The sequence below is a fragment of the Bradyrhizobium erythrophlei genome (assembly GCF_900129425.1).
GTDB lineage: Bacteria > Pseudomonadota > Alphaproteobacteria > Rhizobiales > Xanthobacteraceae > Bradyrhizobium > Bradyrhizobium erythrophlei_C.
Genome location: NZ_LT670817.1, coordinates 7,782,816 through 7,799,545, shown reverse-complemented (window position 1 = coordinate 7,799,545; position 16,730 = coordinate 7,782,816). Strand labels below are relative to the sequence as shown.

At 59.8% G+C, this 16,730-nt stretch carries 16 protein-coding genes; 7 read left to right on the top strand and 9 right to left on the bottom strand.

The genetic code is table 11. From position 1 onward, the window contains the following. Positions 1 to 90 precede the first annotated feature (90 nt). Both B5527_RS44870 and B5527_RS37055 read left to right on the top strand, forming a co-directional pair. Positions 91 to 255: a hypothetical protein gene (locus B5527_RS44870; protein WP_154072720.1), complete on the top strand. Its 165-nt coding sequence runs from the start codon at positions 91 to 93 to the stop codon at positions 253 to 255. Between the two features lie 69 nt (positions 256 to 324). Continuing rightward, positions 325 to 591, top strand: coding sequence for a hypothetical protein (locus B5527_RS37055; RefSeq protein ID WP_079605895.1), 267 nt, complete (start codon positions 325 to 327; stop codon positions 589 to 591). A 56-nt stretch (positions 592 to 647) separates the two neighbouring features. On the opposite strand, the gene B5527_RS37050 is transcribed toward B5527_RS37055, so the two are convergent. Continuing rightward, entirely contained in the window at positions 648 to 1,940 is a 1,293-nt protein-coding gene (locus B5527_RS37050; protein WP_245332398.1) for a serine hydrolase domain-containing protein, read from the bottom strand. 554 nt (positions 1,941 to 2,494) lie between these two features. On the opposite strand from B5527_RS37050, the gene B5527_RS37045 reads away from it, so the two are divergent. Continuing rightward, positions 2,495 to 4,339: a flagellar hook-basal body complex protein gene (locus B5527_RS37045; protein ID WP_079605893.1), complete on the top strand. Its 1,845-nt coding sequence runs from the start codon at positions 2,495 to 2,497 to the stop codon at positions 4,337 to 4,339. A 970-nt stretch (positions 4,340 to 5,309) separates the two neighbouring features. Here B5527_RS37045 and B5527_RS37040 read toward each other — a convergent pair. Further along, on the bottom strand, positions 5,310 to 5,861 hold the full coding sequence (locus B5527_RS37040; RefSeq protein WP_079605892.1) for a hypothetical protein: 552 nt from the start codon (positions 5,859 to 5,861) through the stop codon (positions 5,310 to 5,312). 715 nt (positions 5,862 to 6,576) lie between these two features. Here B5527_RS37040 and B5527_RS37035 point away from each other — a divergent pair. Continuing rightward, the gene (locus B5527_RS37035; RefSeq protein ID WP_079605891.1) at positions 6,577 to 6,834 is read left to right on the top strand and encodes a hypothetical protein; all 258 of its coding nucleotides are present in this window, start codon (positions 6,577 to 6,579) and stop codon (positions 6,832 to 6,834) included. Positions 6,835 to 6,845: 11 nt separating this feature from the next. Here B5527_RS37035 and B5527_RS37030 read toward each other — a convergent pair whose 3' ends face one another. From B5527_RS37030 to B5527_RS37000, 7 genes are all read right to left on the bottom strand, one after another. Continuing rightward, complete coding sequence (locus B5527_RS37030) at positions 6,846 to 7,052, bottom strand: cold-shock protein (RefSeq protein ID WP_079607799.1); 207 nt, start codon at positions 7,050 to 7,052, stop codon at positions 6,846 to 6,848. Between the two features lie 562 nt (positions 7,053 to 7,614). Then, entirely contained in the window at positions 7,615 to 8,595 is a 981-nt protein-coding gene (locus B5527_RS37025) for an ABC transporter substrate-binding protein (protein ID WP_172842779.1), read from the bottom strand. Positions 8,596 to 8,814: 219 nt separating this feature from the next. Then, positions 8,815 to 9,783 carry an ABC transporter substrate-binding protein gene (locus B5527_RS37020; protein WP_172842778.1) on the bottom strand — a complete coding sequence of 323 codons (969 nt, stop codon included), beginning with the start codon at positions 9,781 to 9,783 and terminating at the stop codon, positions 8,815 to 8,817. 455 nt (positions 9,784 to 10,238) lie between these two features. Further along, positions 10,239 to 11,270, bottom strand: a complete 1,032-nt coding sequence (locus B5527_RS37015; RefSeq protein WP_079603660.1) for an IS110 family transposase — start codon at positions 11,268 to 11,270, stop codon at positions 10,239 to 10,241. Positions 11,271 to 11,374: 104 nt separating this feature from the next. Continuing rightward, the gene (locus tag B5527_RS37010; RefSeq protein WP_172842777.1) at positions 11,375 to 12,367 is read right to left on the bottom strand and encodes an ABC transporter substrate-binding protein; all 993 of its coding nucleotides are present in this window, start codon (positions 12,365 to 12,367) and stop codon (positions 11,375 to 11,377) included. 396 nt (positions 12,368 to 12,763) lie between these two features. After that, entirely contained in the window at positions 12,764 to 13,105 is a 342-nt protein-coding gene (locus tag B5527_RS37005; protein WP_079605887.1) for a hypothetical protein, read from the bottom strand. A gap of 81 nt (positions 13,106 to 13,186) precedes the next feature. Then, positions 13,187 to 13,450, bottom strand: a complete 264-nt coding sequence (locus B5527_RS37000) for a metal-sensing transcriptional repressor (RefSeq protein WP_079605886.1) — start codon at positions 13,448 to 13,450, stop codon at positions 13,187 to 13,189. 322 nt (positions 13,451 to 13,772) lie between these two features. Here B5527_RS37000 and B5527_RS36995 point away from each other — a divergent pair, with 322 nt between their 5' ends. From B5527_RS36995 to B5527_RS36985, 3 genes are all read left to right on the top strand, one after another. Further along, complete coding sequence (locus B5527_RS36995) at positions 13,773 to 14,117, top strand: hypothetical protein (protein WP_079605885.1); 345 nt, start codon at positions 13,773 to 13,775, stop codon at positions 14,115 to 14,117. 201 nt (positions 14,118 to 14,318) lie between these two features. After that, the gene (gene hisE, locus B5527_RS36990; RefSeq protein WP_079605884.1) at positions 14,319 to 14,873 is read left to right on the top strand and encodes a phosphoribosyl-ATP diphosphatase; all 555 of its coding nucleotides are present in this window, start codon (positions 14,319 to 14,321) and stop codon (positions 14,871 to 14,873) included. Between the two features lie 2 nt (positions 14,874 to 14,875). Beyond that, positions 14,876 to 16,567, top strand: coding sequence for an NRAMP family divalent metal transporter (locus B5527_RS36985; RefSeq protein ID WP_079607798.1), 1,692 nt, complete (start codon positions 14,876 to 14,878; stop codon positions 16,565 to 16,567). Positions 16,568 to 16,730 lie beyond the last annotated feature (163 nt).

Sequence of the window (16,730 nt, the reverse complement as noted above, 5' to 3'; positions counted from 1 at the left end):
TTTAGAAAAATGACCGTGGTTAGGAAAGAATTGCCATGCACTTGTTCTGCAAGAGAGCGTCCAGCCTGTTCGGCTGGGGTCGTCTTCTGGTTGGCCATCGATCTGATCGCCACCCTGATCGCCGTCGCGCTGGGGAAGGGCTTTCCCCTCCTGATAATCCTGATTACCGTGCACCCGACGTGGATCGCGTTCGTCCTCTGGTTGCTCCTGGGCTTCCTGGCATGGTGTAGCCGGCCGGAGTACGATTCAGAGTAACATCTACCTGCACTTCACGCTCGACCTGTGGTTTGAAAAGAGATTCAAAGCACAGTGCCAGGGCGAGGCATGAAGTTTTTGATATTGCTCGCCATCGCCATCGGTGCCGTCGCGCTTGATTACAAGACGGGGCCTATCTTCCCGGACGGATTCTATTGTCTCGGCGGCGCCGGGATCGAGGACTCACGACCAGCCAGCGCGCACCAAAAGCAGTCTACCTCCAATGGGGTTCACGACTGGGAGTTTACGGAGGCCAGCACCTATTGTTTGCAAGGGACGCTATGGGGTGCCTGGTCCAAAAAGTTGGGATTGGTCAAGACGACATCGGACCGTTAGTGACACGGCTCGACTCCGGACGGCGAGACCCGCTTCGCCGCCCGGAAGTTCTGAGGTTACTTTTCAAAGGCTCCGTACACGATGTTCTTCAGTGCCACCCGAAGTCTTCCGCGCTGCGAGACCGTCTGCGCCATGAACACCACGAACATGTCCTCTTTCGGATCCACCCAGAACGTCGTGCCCCCGGCCCCTGACCAGTTCATCTCGCCGACGGATCCTTCGGCCGGACTGACGCCGGCCTCCGTGCGCACAGCAAAACCAAGCCCGAATCCGAAGCCAGGTCCGGGCAGGTAGTACGGACCTGGTGTCACCCCTGAACCGGGTCCGATATGGTTGGAGCCCATGTAGGCGACCGTCTTCGGGCTGAGATACCTGCGTCCGCCCAGCGTGCCGCCGTTCAGAACCATCTGCGCGAAACGGGCGTAGTCACCTATGGTGGATACCATGCCGCCGCCGCCGGACTCCCACTTTTGCACCTCCCGCGGGTCATTCATAACGGCGTCGTTGCCGATCGTCCGGTCGTTCGGGAAGGGCTCGGCTACGAGGGACTTCTTGGCCGGATCGGTCACGTAGAAGGCAGTGTCCTTCATGCCCAGTGGGTCCAGCAACCGCTCCTTTTCGAACTGGTAGAGCGACTTCCCGGAAACCACCTCGATGACGCGGCCCAGGATGTCGACCGAATGGCTGTAGTCCCACGTCGTGCCCGGCTGATAGGCGAGCGGCAGTTTGGCGATTCGTTCAGCAAACTCGGCGTTGTCCACGTCCCCGGAGAACAGGTGAGCGTCCACGTATGCCTTCTTGACCAGACCTTCGCCGAAGAAGCCGTAGGTGATCCCCGAGGTGTGCCGCATCAGGTCCTGGATGGTGATCGGACGCTTGGCCGGGACGGTATGCAGGACCATCGTACCGTCCTCGTCCTTCTCGACGCCGACCTTAACGTTCGCAAACGCCGGGATGTACTTTGATAACGGGTCATCGAGTTGCAGCTTACCCTCTTCGACCAGCATCATGGCGGCCACCGTGGTGATCGGCTTCGACATCGAATAGATGCGGAAGATGCTGTCGGATGTCATGGGTTGCTTCGTGCCGGGATCCCTGACGCCGAAAGTACTGAAGTAGACAGTCTTTCCGTGGCGTTGGATCATCATGACGGCGCCCGGAATCTTGTTTCCGGCGACCTCGTTCTTGAGATAGGCGTCGATCCTTGCCAGTCCGGCCGTCGTGAACCCCGCCGCCGCGGGTTCGACGGTGACGGGACCCTCGGCGAAAGCGGTGGGGAGGGCGAAGATCAACGTCGCGGCGACGACAAGACTGTGCAGGCGTGTGGAAGAGAGCATTTGTTTCCTCATTGTGCCGGGTCTTGAGTATCCGGCGACCTCGGCGTCGCCAGATGGCGAGCGATAGGCTGATACTTGCTTGGTCGGTCATCCATGGCAAGTCCGCAAGACGCGCGACAGCAAATGGCGCGTAATCCTTGTTTGCTCAGATGATCGAATGCTTCGCTGTTGGGTCTTCCGCGCGTCGGTCAACTCGTAAATGAGGCCTTCGTTCTAGCCCTATTGGTCGGTCCGTCCGTAGGACTGCCTCGCCGGGCCCGGTTTTTCTCGTAGTGTTCAAATGGGCACTTCACCATTTTTCCCGGTCTGGTGAGCGCGCACTTGTCCGTGGCAATAGGTTGATATCGGATGCTGTAAGCGGACCTTAGCTCTTCACCTTCGGTGAAAACGTGGATGCGTCGCGGCAAAATTTGCCGCGCTAGGCAATTTCGTCCTTTCCGAAACTTGAGTTTGTAACTTTCGCCTCTGAATTTGTTACAGAATGTTTCTGGCACAGAGCTTGCGTTGCTTCGATGACGGCATGGTGCTAGCCGGTCAGGCGCAGCGTCGAATGTGGAGACAATGTTATGGGTATCTTCGATGCACTGACTACCGCGGTTGGCGGCCTGCAGGCTCAATCCTTCTCGCTGCAGAATATTTCCGGCAACATCGCGAATGCCTCGACCGTCGGCTACAAGGGCATCAATACCAGTTTCGAGGATCTCATTCCGGACGCAACCACGCCCAGCCGGCAGGTGTCAGGGGGCGTCACCGCCTACGCCCAAGCGACGATCTCGACGTCAGGCACCGTCTCCGCATCGACCGTCGCCACCAACATGGCGATCAACGGTGACGGCTTCTTCTCGGTGCAGGCCTCCACCGGCACGGTGGACAATCAGCCGGTCTTTAGCGGCATCACCGACTACACCCGCGCCGGCGATTTTCAGGTCAATGCCAACGGCAATCTCGTCAACGGCGCGGGATATTATCTGATGGGCGTCACGGTCGATTCCAAGACCGGAAACCCAACCGGCAGCGTTGCGTCGGTGCTTCAATTCCAGAATAACTTCGTTCCCGCGCAGGCCACCAGCTCCATTCAATATGCCGCGAACCTTCCGACGGTGCCGGCGACCACGGCAAGCACGACCGCGGCCGCGGGCACCATCACCGGGTACGGAGGGCTGAACACCGCCGACTTCACCCAGAATCCCCTGGTGTTGGGCACGCCGGCGACGCCTTTTGGCGACAACGCAGTCACCGGCTCCGCCGCGTTGAACCAGGCGGCAACGCCGGGCCCGATCACAGCCGCAACGACGCTATCCGGGACGGCCCCAAGCAACTCGCTGACGTCTGGCTTTGTGGCCGGCAACACCATCACGGTGGACGGCCAGGTTATCAACTTCGTGAACACCGGCTCCACGGCCGGCACCACCGCCGCCGGCGTTACTCCTATCAACATCGACATCTCTGACACTGTCGGGACACTCCTCGGGAAGATCGCCGCGATCACCGGCGTTGCACCGACCATCAACACAAGCACCGGCGCGATTACGCTGCATACCGGCACGACGGCGGATCTGAGCGTCGCCAGTAACAACGCGTCGGCCTTCGGCGCGCTGGGATTCCCGACCACTATGACGGCAGCACGCACCGGCGGCGGCGGCATCGGCACCGGCTTCGTGGTTGGAAACGACCTCACGGCTTTTAACAATGAATCCATCAGCGGCGGCGCGGTGACGGGCTACAACGCGGCGGGAACGCCGGTCAACGTGCAGCTGCGCTGGGTCAAGAGCGACAGCGCCGCGCTCGGCAGCCCGCATCAGGACACCTGGAATCTTTTCTATCAGACCGATCCTACCGCAACCGGCACGCAGGTCGGCTGGGTCAACGTTGGTCAAAACTTTACGTTCAACTCCAATGGATCTCTGTCGAGTCCGTCGGGTACCGCCATCACTATCCCGGGAGTGACCGTGAGCGGTCAATCCCTCGGAAACGTTTCGTTCAACCTCGGCTCCAACGGTTTGACGCAATTTGCCAGCACCGGCGGCACCGCGACCATCAACACCATATCGCAAAACGGTTATGCCGCCGGCCAGCTTCAGTCGGTTGCCATCAACAATAACGGCCTCGTGGTCGGCACGTTTTCCAACGGTCAAAACCTCGATCTTGCCTCGGTGACGCTGTCGCACTTCAACGGTACGAATTACCTGCAGGCGCTCAGCGGCGAAGCCTATGCTCCGACCGAACAGTCGGGAGCGGCCATCGCCGGCGCCTCCGGAACCATCAGCGGTTCGTCGCTCGAAGGATCGAACACCGACATCGCCGACCAGTTCACCAAGCTGATCGTCACTCAGCAGGCCTACTCGGCAAACACCAAGGTAATCACCACGGCCAACGACATGGTTCGGAGTTTGCTGGCCGTAATACGCTGATCGGCGCGCTGGCTTGGAATGAAGATGGGCTACACCCGCTAGACTAGGCTGGCCCCGCAAAATGCTAGGATCCGGCCCGTCCGGAACGGCTGGATCTGGATGGGGCGGCCGCAGCGGCTCCAGAGACGGACGGGTCCTGGTAGCGACCCTCCAGTTTCTCAAAATAGGTGGTCCTTGTGGTTTCCACCGCGATTACCGTCCTCGGCCTCTCCGTGAGCTTCCGGCGGCGTCTGGCGGCATTGTTTAGCCGGCATCGTGAGGCCATCCGGTCCAAGACCGAAAACAGGATCCCGCGAACGGAGCCGCTCCCGCACGGCCGGACTGAAAATTCCGGCTCTCCGGAGCCGCGCGACATATGCCGACGCGGGTTCAATCATCACCCATGCTACGCCGTAATCACGGCAATGCTCCTTGATACGTGCGCCTCGCGCCGTTCAATATCTGCCCAGCATTGAGTCTGGAACCTTATCTGATAGTTTGAGCCGATTGGAAGGGTACAACTGCGTTCAGGAACCAACGTAAACGTGCGGACGTCCGAGGTGGTCAAAAGCTGAAAACCTCGATGCGAGCATATGTTTTCTGGTTTCCCTCTGAAAGGAAAGCGGACATCGTCAGCTAACGAGCGACCTTCCTTATCCGTCCTTTGCCGAAACACTCCTTGCACGGCGCTGGGTAGATTTTGCGGCCTGGTTGCATCGACCGAATGTTGGTGGGAAATCCAGTGCCGTTACATGCAGGACATTTGATCTCTGTCCAAACTTCGTCAGGTTTAGAGGAGGCCTTCTTCATAGCAATCACTTCTTCGAAATGAAGTCCCACATAACAGATCGGGACAAAATGGAAGTTGCAGAACTCCGTGTGCACCCGAACCTAAACTAGGTCCGCTTTTCGTCCAAGAAGGACGTCACCGAACGCGGTGACCCAGTCGGGAGTAGCCCGGCCCACCGAATCCAACGGATTGGCAAACGGCTTAAACCCGGATCCTCGGCACGCAGACTAGCGCGGCCGGGGTCTCCCACGTGGCCATCAGGCCGTGTTCGTACGACTCGTAGACATTCAACTGATGATCTATCGCCGCCGAACCCTCGGACGCTCCCGAGCTCAGGAGCCGCTCGACGTTCGAGACGGCCTGTGCCGCGGCTTCGGCCAGCGATGTTTCCAGCCAGCCGATCTGAGCCGAGGCGGCCCTGACCCGGAACACGTCTTCGGTCGGCGCTTGCGCCGAGATCGCCTTGGACTTCGCCAGCTGTTTTGGCGCCATCAGGGTCCGGTCGCGCTCGTCAACTCCGAGGAGTTCGTTCGCCAGCATCCGGACTTCGAAGGCGCGCTCGAACGCTTCCTCGTCGGGTGGTACCGGAGCATGAGCCCGCCGCCAGAAACTCGCCGTTCCCATGTCGAGGAGCGCGTCGAGGCCGTATCGGCTGAGGTGGTCGAACGCATCCGTCGGGCCGTCCATCCATTTTATAACAAGAGGTTTGGTCCAGCCCGAAGCGTCGCTGAACTGCCGGATCGTCCGTTCCATTGCATCCAGCGGTATGAAACGGAGGTCTTCGCAAAAGTCATCTGGGGAGCCCAGTGCAGGAAATCTGCACGCTGGGTTCTGCTTGGTAGGCCCGAGCCCTGTCCGGGAGCTCACAGCCCATGTTGGCCCTACGGGCACGTTCGAGGAGGGACCGGGTCAACGGGTGCCATCGATAGTCGCCTAGGATGGGCTGGAGTGGACATGCACCCAAGGTCCTGAACGATCCGGCCATGGCGGCGCAAGTCCCGCCGATCAATAGCTGCCGACGGTCGATGTTCACCCTGGGCCTCCAGTCTCCTGAGGAGGGTGGCCGTAAACTGAAATCCCGGGGAAGGACATATGGGGCCAGACGGTCTCAAGTGATGGGCCGGGCCGGCAGGCGGGCTAGCCAACCTTCCTGCGAGAGCCGGACCTGGAGGGCCGCTGGAAGAACTCGGCCGGATCGACCCCGAGGATGGAGGCCAGCTTCCCGGGCGTTCATCCTATGGCTTCGTCATGCGTGACTGATGACGAATAGGGACCTGCGCTGTGGCCTGCGAAGCTAGAACAGCCACGGCGAACTGCTCGCTATATTGCGATCGAGCGCGACGTCGTCGGGAGAGGCCAATTTGCGCCGGCCGTCACGGCCGCCGCACTCCCCGTCCATGCGACACGATGACGTGTTGCGGCCGGCAAGCGAAAGGATGAAGCTATCTCATTGCCCGCGAGAACTCCCATGGCTGTTAGGCGCCAGGATACCTGGTACGTTTCATTTGAACAAAAAAAATGCGACCTGGCGAAACGAGCTTTCTCTCGAGCGACCGAGACATTTCGCAGCGAGCTAGAGGCGAAGGAGTTCGCGAAACAAAAACTAACCGAGACCCAAAACATCAGCGCGGGCACGCTCAATCCTCATCTCCCGAAACGTGTGATATCGTCGGCGCAGATGAGCCAATGGCTCGAGGAACCTACCGGTACCGACACGGCGCCTTGATGGCACCACCTTCACTTCACCTGCAGATTTTCCGCACTCTCTTTGCCCTTGTTTGGAACGACGTCGTAGGTGACCTTGTCGCCCTCACGGAGGTCATTCAGGCCAGCCTTCTCAACGGCCGAAATATGGACGAACACGTCCTTATTGCCACCGCCATCCGGCGCGATGAAACCATACCCCTTAATCGCGTTGAACCACTTCACAGTACCTGTCGCCACGTCCGCTCTCCCTTTGAACCGAATGGGCAACAAACCTAGATTGGTTGTGGGAGGCACCGCAAGAATCTATGCGACGGCGAAAGGTCGCATGCTGTCAGCCGGCGGGGCCTGCGCGGGTTTATGTCGATCAGCCGCAGTAGTGAGCGGAATGGCGGCGGCGTCGGCAGACAAGCCCTTAGCGAAAATGCGGGCCCATCACGCAATGTTGCTGGCGGATGTCCATCTTGGCTGCCATCGACCAAGTGGCTAGGTGGACGCTGCTAATCAATCCTGAGCCTCAGTGTTTGTTACTAGCGGAAGCCTCTCGATCGAGCCTGTTGAGCAGATCGGTAAGGTCGTCGGCGTCATCAAGATCAAGGTCGATCTGTTCCACGTCGTTCACCAACGCAGGCCGGTGCCCACAGGTCGCGACCCGGCAACTTTTCCATCGTGTACCGCATCATACAATTAAGCCTTTGAAATCGACTGTTGGCAAGCTCTGGACTAGGTCTGCTCCACTCTCAAGAGCGGACATTCACAGGCGGGGTCTCGATGTCCGTTTCGTGCCAACAAGGGAAGTGACCTAATCGATCACCTCATCAGCGATCGCGAGGACCTTATCCGGTACAGCTACGCCAAGCGCACGCGCGGCTTTGAGGTTGACCACCAGATCGACCTTGCTCGCCTGCATGACTGGCAGGTCGCTCGGCTTTTCGCCTTTGAGGATGCGACCAGCATACTCGCCTACCTGCTGATAAGTATCTAAAAAGCTTGGCCCGTAACTCAAGAGCCCGCCCGCCTCAGCGAACTCTCGCACGGAGTAGACTGCTGGTACCGCACGCTGCGCTGCAAGGGTGACGATTCGTGTGCGCAGATTGGTGAACAACGCATCCGGACCAACCATTAATGCGGAGCCGGAAACTCCCGACAGTTTCGTCACAGCACCCTCGATCTCGTCCGCGGTATCAGCATAGAGGATTTCTACCGGCAACCCGAGCTGCGGGGCTTCTGCATGCAGGTCTTTCAACGTGGCTTGCGTGAGCGGCCCATCGTGAGTGACAAGCACTGCAAAACGCTTTGTCTCAGGTGCCAACTCACGCAGCAGCCCAAGCCGCTTTCCGGCAAGCCGAGCGCTCGTATTGACGATTCCGGTGACGTTTCCGCCTGGCCGATTGAAGCTGACAACGAGGCCGAGCGCCATCGGGTCGCCGCCAGTGCTAAAGACAATCGGAATCGTCGTGGTCGCGGCCTTAGCCGCGAGTGCTGCTTGCGTCGTGCCAGGAGTCGCTATTACCGCAACCCTGCGGCGGGCCAGATCGGCTGCAAGTTCGGGCAGTCGATCGTCGCGATTTTCCGCCCAGCGGTACTCGATTGTCACTTCGCGCCCGTCGACATAGCCGGCTTTGCTCAGACCGTTGCGGAAAGCCGCCACTTGCTTGACATTAGCCTCCGGCGAACCGGCATGGAGGAACCCAATCACCGGCATCGGCTGCTGCTGCGCTCGCGCAACGATTGGCACTGCCGCCGAGACGACGAGCAGCCCCATGAACTCACGGCGTTTCATAAGCTCACTCCCGATAGGACAGATTCTCTTTTTCATCAACGTTACCATGAACAAATTGTGCCAGATAAAAAATGGGTTCTCTGTCCGAATCGGGTCAAAAGCGTCGGGTTGACGACCTCTCCGTCACTTCCGCTTTGCCCCTCATAGCCGACCTTCGTCGAAAGGATCGGCACGTCCGAAACGTGCCACAACCGGACTCGTGCTACGCCGCATTGCGTCCTATTCGATCACCTCATCGGCACGCACGAGAAACGACTCTGGTATGACGAGACCCAGCGCTTTGGCGGTCTTAAGGTTGATTGCAAGGTCGATTTTGGTGGGCTGCGCCACCGGAAGATCGGCTGGCTTTGCACCCTTGAGGATCTTATCAACATAATCAGCGGAGAGCCGGAATTGATCCACCTCATTAGGGCCGTAAGATATGAATCCATCCGTGCGTATAAACTCGCGCGCACCCCATAAAGTCGCGACGTGAGCGCTACGCGCCAAGGCGTTGATATTGGCCGCATTGGTAACGACGAGCGACTCGGTGCACACGTAGAGCGCTTGTGAGCCGCCATTGAGCGACGCAATCGCAGGTGCAATATCTACGGCACGGTTGATCCTGAGAGCGTTAACCCCAATTCCAACCTTGCCGGCAACTTTCTGGACGATCTCGGATTCTCGGGTAGAGGGCGGATACCCTGCATTAGCCAACACCGCGATGCGGCTAAGGCCCGGGATGGCCTCGCGTAGAATTTCAATACGCTTTGGCGCGATATCCCTCGACTGAAGCGAAAGCCCCGTGACGTTGCCACCGGGGCGGGCGAGGCTTTCGACGAATCCACTGGCGACAGGATCTACGGCAACAGCAAAAACGATCGGAATCGTCGAAGTCACCTGTTTAGCTACCGGAACAGCGCTTCCCGCCGTAAGGATGACGTCAACCTTCAGCTTGACAAACTCAGCAGCAATATCCCGGAAGCCTTCGCTCTTGCCTTCTGCCCACCTGTAGACGATCGCGACGTTGCCTCCATTGATCCAGCCGAGTTCGCGAAGGCGTTGCTCGAACCCCGCGATCATCGGAGCCCACGCGGCCGCCCCGCCAGCGCCGAGGACCCCGACGGTCTTGGTCGGCTGTTGCGCGTGCGCCATAGCGGGCCACGCCACCGCGCCGCCCAAAACACCGAGAAAATCCCGCCGCCGCATGCTCGCCCTCACCCTCAGACAAGCCATCCTAACGGCTCAAACAAGTACTTTAAACCAGCATAAACACGATTGCCGCAATGCGAGAAATGTCTCTTTGGGTCAATCGCGTCGTTTTGACCATCGACCAGCCACTTCCGGTCTACCCCGATCAACGGACATCGCCGGACCAGCCGATCTGGTCCGTTTCGTGCCATGTGTGGACGGCTCCGTGTTGGCAAGAGCTTTTTCACGTTTTGCAGCATTGGTCGGTGCAGCCATGTGTTCGGCCTTTTAATGCGGCTCACATGGCCGCTGGCCATAATGCCCTCCGCGGATCAGGTCCCGACCAACAACTCGCATTCAAGAATGCTTTGGCACGAGTGGGTTGTCCTGATCGCCGAATCGACCGGCTCTGCATTACGTGCTGTTCGCCCTCCCAACCAACACATCACGCCGGTTGTTCGGCGCGATTTCGTTTATCGCGCAAGCGCGACGGGTTCCTTGTAGCTCTCGCCTCTGGCCATCATGGCCCAGACCATTCGGGCGATCTTGTTGGCGAGCGCGATAGCCACAACTTTGGTCGGCCGCCGCGCCAGCAAGGCCGTCAGCCAGGGCCGATGGTTGGTGCCATGGATCTTGGCGTAACGGATGACAGCAAGCGCGCCGGCCACGAACAGGCCGCGCAGATAGCGGTCACCTTGTTTGCTTATATTGCCGAGCCTGTTCTTGCCCCCACTTGAATGCTGTTTAGGAACCAGCCCAATCCATGCCGAGAAGTTGCGACCTGATCGGAAGGACTTTGGATCGGCAACGGCAGCGACCAAAGCAGTGGCCAGCACCGGACCGACGCCAGGAGCTTCATCGAGCCTCATGCTCATCTCGTTGCATCGGTGCCAGGCCCTGATCAGACGGTCGAACTCCAGGATCTGCTCCTTGATCCTGCGCAATTGAGCCCCGAATGCCAGGAGACACACGCGGGCCATTTCCGGAACCCGCCTGTCGCTTGGATCGGCGACGACATTGAGCAGTTCCTCGACACCGTGACGCCCGACCGGCGCAACGATCCCGAACTCGGCAAGATGGGCCCTGATTGCATTGATCACCGAGGTCTGCTGGCCGATGAACAGATGGCGGGCGCGGTGGAGCACCAGGCCGCTCTGCTGCTCGGCAGTCTTGGTCGGCACGAACCGCATGTTGGCTCTGGTAACCGCCTCGCAAATGGCCTCTGCGTCAGTCGCGTCATTCTTCTGCCGCTTGACGTAGGGCTTCACATAGGCCGGCGGCATCAGCCGCACGGTGTGACCCAGTGCCTGCAGCTCGCGCGACCAATGGTGCGCTGAGGCGCAGGCTTCTATACCGACCAGACATGGCGACAGCTTCTGGAAGAACGCCAGCACATAGCGACGCTTCAACTGACGGCGAACGACAGCTTTGCCGCCAGCGTCAACGCCGTGGACCTGGAAAACCGACTTGGCAATGTCTAAACCGATTGTCGTTATCGTCTGCATGGCTCGCTCCTCTGAATCGTGGGAGCACTAACAGCGCCAACATCCATGGCGCCGATGTGCCGGTGGAGGAGCCGTCCACAGCATCAACAACGGAAGTGACGCGCCTATTCAATCACCTCGTCGGCTGTCGCCAGTAGCGAAGGCGGAACGGTGAGGCCGAAGGCCTTGGCGGTCTTCAGGTTGATAGCCAATTTGAAGCGCGTGGGCTGTTCGACCGGGATATCCGGGGGCTTTGCGCCTCTCAGTATCTTGTCGACGTCGGCCGCTGCGCGGCGGAAAAAATCGGGGAAATCCTGTCCGTACGACAGCAGAAGACCGTGTGGGACCATCTCCGCGATAAATGACAGCGCTGGCAGCCTGTGTGCCAAAGCCGACGAACCAATACGTGCCCGCTCATTAAAGAGCATCGATCCAGCTCCCAAGATGACGCCGTCGGCGCGGTCTTGAGCAATTTTGGAAAACGCAGGCTCAATGTCATCCGGCGTCCGTACCTCGGTCGGCCACAACGAAATTCCTAGCGCCTCGGCCGCAGCCTGATTGGCCTTGACCGCGCGTTGCGTGAACGGATCTGTCGGATCGACCAAAAGTGCTACACGCGACAGGTTCGGAACCGCTTCCTTCAATAACGCCAAACGCTTCCCGCTCAGGTCGATTGCCATCAGTGAGAGACCGGTGGCATTGCCGCCGGGTCGCGCAAGACTCTCGACAAGACCGCCACCGACTGGATCGGATACGATGACAAATACGATCGGAATGGTGCTGGTGGCCTGTTTAGCCTCCTTTGCGCCCAACCCAGTTACCGCGACAATCGCGTCGACTTTGTCCTCGGCAAGCTCGCGTGCGAGCGTACGAAACCGTTCCGGTTGCTCGGCAGGAAATCGATGAAGGAACTCAATGTTCTTGCCTTCGACATAGCCAAGATCGCTGAACGATTTTGTTAAAACATCTAAGTAGATCTTCTCTTCATCCGCATTACTGGCGTGCCACAGGACACCAATTCTCGATTTTTTTGCGCTCGTTACATTCTGCTGCGCGCGCGCCATCAAAGGCCAAGCCGCGCCTATTGCCGCAATCGCGATGAACTTCCGCCGTTCCATATCAGCCCCCCGAGGTGCTGCCATCTTAGCATCCGTCATAGGAACCTTGGAAGGTTTCGGGAAGGTCCGAGTTGGGTCAGACTTGGACCTGACGGCCCCGAAATCCGACTTCCGTTCTGCCCCCGAGACCGGACATCGCCGACCAGGCCGCCCATGTCAGTTTCGTGTAGAGTCGAGGTGTGACGCGGTAGCTTTAGGTTCGAACATATCTGTTTCCGCCCCTTTCGTTTGGCGGTGCCTCACTGGTTCGACCATTGCCCGTTTTCACACCCCGCTCATCGAACCGGACAGGCAGATTTGTCGGGTAGCTCGGCCATTGCTGGCTTTCGCCCCCACAGAACCCACCGTGCGGCGTTACCGCAGTGGGCTCTTCCGAAAGGACCTGAGGCGGGTTGATCATTGCCGCAGATTTTGGATTTGAAGAATTTCCGAATCCGGCGTTTCTCGGATATTGCCCATGCCAAACGGCAAATGTACATCCGGGCAAAGGCGATGTTGGCGCGGATCGATCTCGATCATCCGAAACGTCAGCTTCAGATGAAAGATTCGAAGGCCGGTCTCGCCGCTGATGTTTTGTCCGACGATCGCCGGCCCGGGCGGATCGATGCTGCCAACGCGCACATCGAACACGCTTCCCCAGGCGGCGGGCTCTATGAGAACCCACACGACATCGACAGGTGCATTGATCGCGGCGGTTGGACAGCTCACATAGCGCATCGTCGCCTCTTGAAGTGTCATCTGCGAACGCTTCTTAGTTGAAACTGACGCAAGCTTTTTTGCGACCGGCTTGCACCAGGTGCACGGATCCGCGGCGTAGCGTCACAGATACTTCGCGATCAGGCTGAAGTCCCTGAGCGCAGCCTGACCTTTCGAGCCGGCAGCCTTGAGCGAGCGTTCGAGGCTGTGGCTGATGTGGTCGTGGATCAACGCCTTCTTGGCGCTTTCGATGGCGCTCTCCACGGCCTGCAATTGTTGAGCGATTTGAGCGCAAGGCCGGCCTTTCTCGATCATTTCGATAATGGTTTCGAGGTGGCCATTGGCGCGTTTCAGACGACGGGCGATCGCGGAATGCGAGGTGTCCATGAAATTCTCCTATCCTCCTGGCAGGATATCAGAGATCCTCCCCGGAGGATAGAGAAATGGCGCTTGACAGCGAAACAGGTCAGGCGTACTTGCCGATTGATGTCGAGAGCATACGTTCGAGACAAGCGTTTCAACCCTAATGAAGAGCACATGGGCAGTACCACCTTTGGCAACGTCACCCCGGCGATCATGACCGGGCCAGCGATGCCGCAAGACATCAAGATCAATCGCGCCGGCCCGGGCCGCGTGAGAAGTGATGGTCGCGCCTAGCTGACTGTCTCGCTCACTGGCCTGCCGCGCAAAGCGGAAGTGGAGGTGAGCGATGTTCAAAAGACTCGCTAAATCCAGACTTGCAGACTTTAAATTCGGAGGATTCCGGCCTCTGCAGTCGCGGCGCATTGCGCTGGGCGGGGCCGGGCTTTTCAACGAACCGCATTCCAATGACAACCTTCCGGGTTTTCGCCGCCCGAAGGGCCAGCGCCGGATTCCAACCCCGGCGCTGGTCTGTCATTGGTTCAATCATCATGGCCGGCTGGAATGCCGCTGGCAGGCCGAGCCCAACGGCGATGCACCGATCAGCGACTTCGATGAACACGCTGCGGCGGGCCGGACTTCCGGCCTGTCGTCGACGCGACCGCGCGGCTGCGGCTTGGCGCTGGCCGGATAAGCAAGGGAACGACATGGACGAAGGACCTAGACGTCCCGCCGCCCACCGCTCCGGTGCCGCGACGGGAGCCCCTTTGGGGAACAACCGCACTGAGTTTGTAGAGGCCGTGATCCGATCCGGCCGAGGTGGCGTGGGCGTCTAGCTGCTCCGCTCGCTTCGTGCCGCCGGTTACCGGCACCGAGGCGACTACGGAGGCAGAGGATGACGGACGCCGTCAAATTTTCCGATCTGAAATATCACGATTTGCACGGCGATGGCTCTCGCCGCAGCGAGACACGCCGTCGCAGTAGCGGCCCGCGCCAGCCCCGCGCCGTGCGCGCGCAAGCCCCCGCATCGTCTCCACGCGAGACCGAAAACCCGCTGGCGCCGGATTCACTTTCCGGCATCGCGCCGCCAAGCCAGCAGCCGGGCGAACTCGATCGACTCTACCGATCGCTTGCAGAGGTAACGCCCGAGAGTCATCCGCGCACGGCGCGCTTGCTCGCGTCGAGCACCCGCAAGACCGCGCAAAAGGTCATCGAGGAAGCCGGAGAAGTGGCGCTCGAGGCGGTCAAGCATCACCCTCGAGGCATCGTTCGGGAGAGCGCCGATCTGCTCTACCACCTCGTCGCGCTGTGGCATCGCGCCGGCATCGATCCTGATGATGTCTGGACCGAGATGCGCTGCCGCGCCGACACCCTCGGCATTGCCGAAAAGCGTCCCAAAGCCCGTAGCGACCATCGTAATCCGCCCCCGACCAAGACCGAACAGGAATGAACATGACTGTCATCAATGACCTGAACGCAGTAACGCTCGGCAACGAAGGCGGCGCGCCTGCCATCCACACCGCCGTACTGGACAAGGCCCATCTCGGCGACATCCACGGCGCGCTCGGCAGCATCGCGGAGGACGATTTCGGGCCGAGGCTAACCTTGAGAGCGCGGCTCAAGACCCTGCTCGCCATTCTGGGACCAGGACTCATCGTGATGGTCGGCGACAATGACGCCGGTGCCTTCGGTACCTACACCCAGGCTGGCCAGAACTACGGCACGACACTTCTGTGGACTCTGGTGCTGCTGATCCCGGTTCTCTACGTGAACCAAGAAATGGTGCTGCGTCTCGGCGCGGTCACTGGCGTCGGCCATGCCAGGCTCATCTTTGAGCGCTTCGGCAAATTTTGGGGCGCGTTCAGCGTCATCGATCTGTTTCTTCTCAACGCGCTGACGATTGTCACCGAGTTCATCGGCATCACGCTGGCGCTCGACTATCTCGGACTGCCAAAGCTGTGGGGCGTCGTGGCAGCCGCTGCGCTCGTCATGCTCGCGGCAGGCACCGGTAACTTCCGCCGCTTTGAGCGTTTCGCGCTCATCCTCGTTCTCGGGAGTTTTCTGCTCTTTCCGGTCCTCCTTCTCATCCACCCGCCGGCGGGCCAGATGATCCAGGACATGCTGGTGCCGAAGATGCCGCAGGGGGCGCCGTTGAATGAAGTGATGCTGCTGATCATCGCCATCGTCGGTACCACGGTGGCACCCTGGCAGCTGTTCTTTCAACAGAGCTATGTGGTCGACAAGAGGATCAGGCCGCGCTTCATCAAGTATGAGCGCGTCGATCTCATGATCGGCATCGCGATCGTGATCGCGGGTGCACTGGCGATCATGGCGTTCACGGCTCAAACGTTTGCCGGCCACCCCGAATTCGGGAATTTCGTCGATGCAGGCGCGGTCTCCGCCGGCATGGAGAAGTATTTCGGGAAAGCTCCGGCGATATTCTTCGCGCTTGCGCTGCTCGATGCCTGCATCATCGGTGCATCCGCTGTGTCGCTGTCCACCGCTTATGCCCTCGGCGATGTGTTCTCATGGCGGCATTCCCTGCACCGCAAGCCGACCGAGGCGCTCGGATTCTATGCGATCTATTGCGGCCTCATCGTTCTCGCGGCCGTGCTCGTCCTCACTCCCGGCATCCAGCTTGGGCTGCTGACCAGCGCCGTCCAGACGCTCGCCGGCGTATTGCTGCCAGGCGCCACCGTGTTTCTCCTGCTGCTTTGCAACGACAAGCCGGTACTCGGTCCGTGGGTCAATTCGCGCAGGCTCAACCTCTTCACCGGCGGCGTCGTTGCCGTGCTCGTGATGCTCTCGGTGATTCTCACCGGATCGGTTCTCTATCCCGACATTTCCGACACGGTCATCTTGAGCATCCTGATCGGGGGCAGTGTCGTCGGGCTTCTAGTGGCTCTTGGGGTCTCGTTTGCCCAGCGTGGCTTGAAGACACTGGAACCTGAGAACATCGGGTCGATATCCAGGGCGGTGAACGTCGCCGCTGACAAATGGCGCATGCCGCCACTGGACCAGTTGCCTCCGGCCCGCCTTTCGCTTGCATCTCGCATCTGGATGATCGTGTTGCGTGGCTACCTTATCGCCGCCGGTGGCCTCGTCCTGCTTCGTATTTTCCAACTCGCGACGGGTGGGGCTTGATCAGGGCCCCGATTGCAAACGCGAGACGATGGGGCGCCATCGGAGTTTTCCGGCTGGCAAGCAGCATCTTGCGCTGCGCGATGATCCTGCACCGGCAGCGCAGGATCTCACGCCGCGGTCTTCAGACCGCCTTGTCAGCGACGCGATTGCTGGAGCGGGCCGG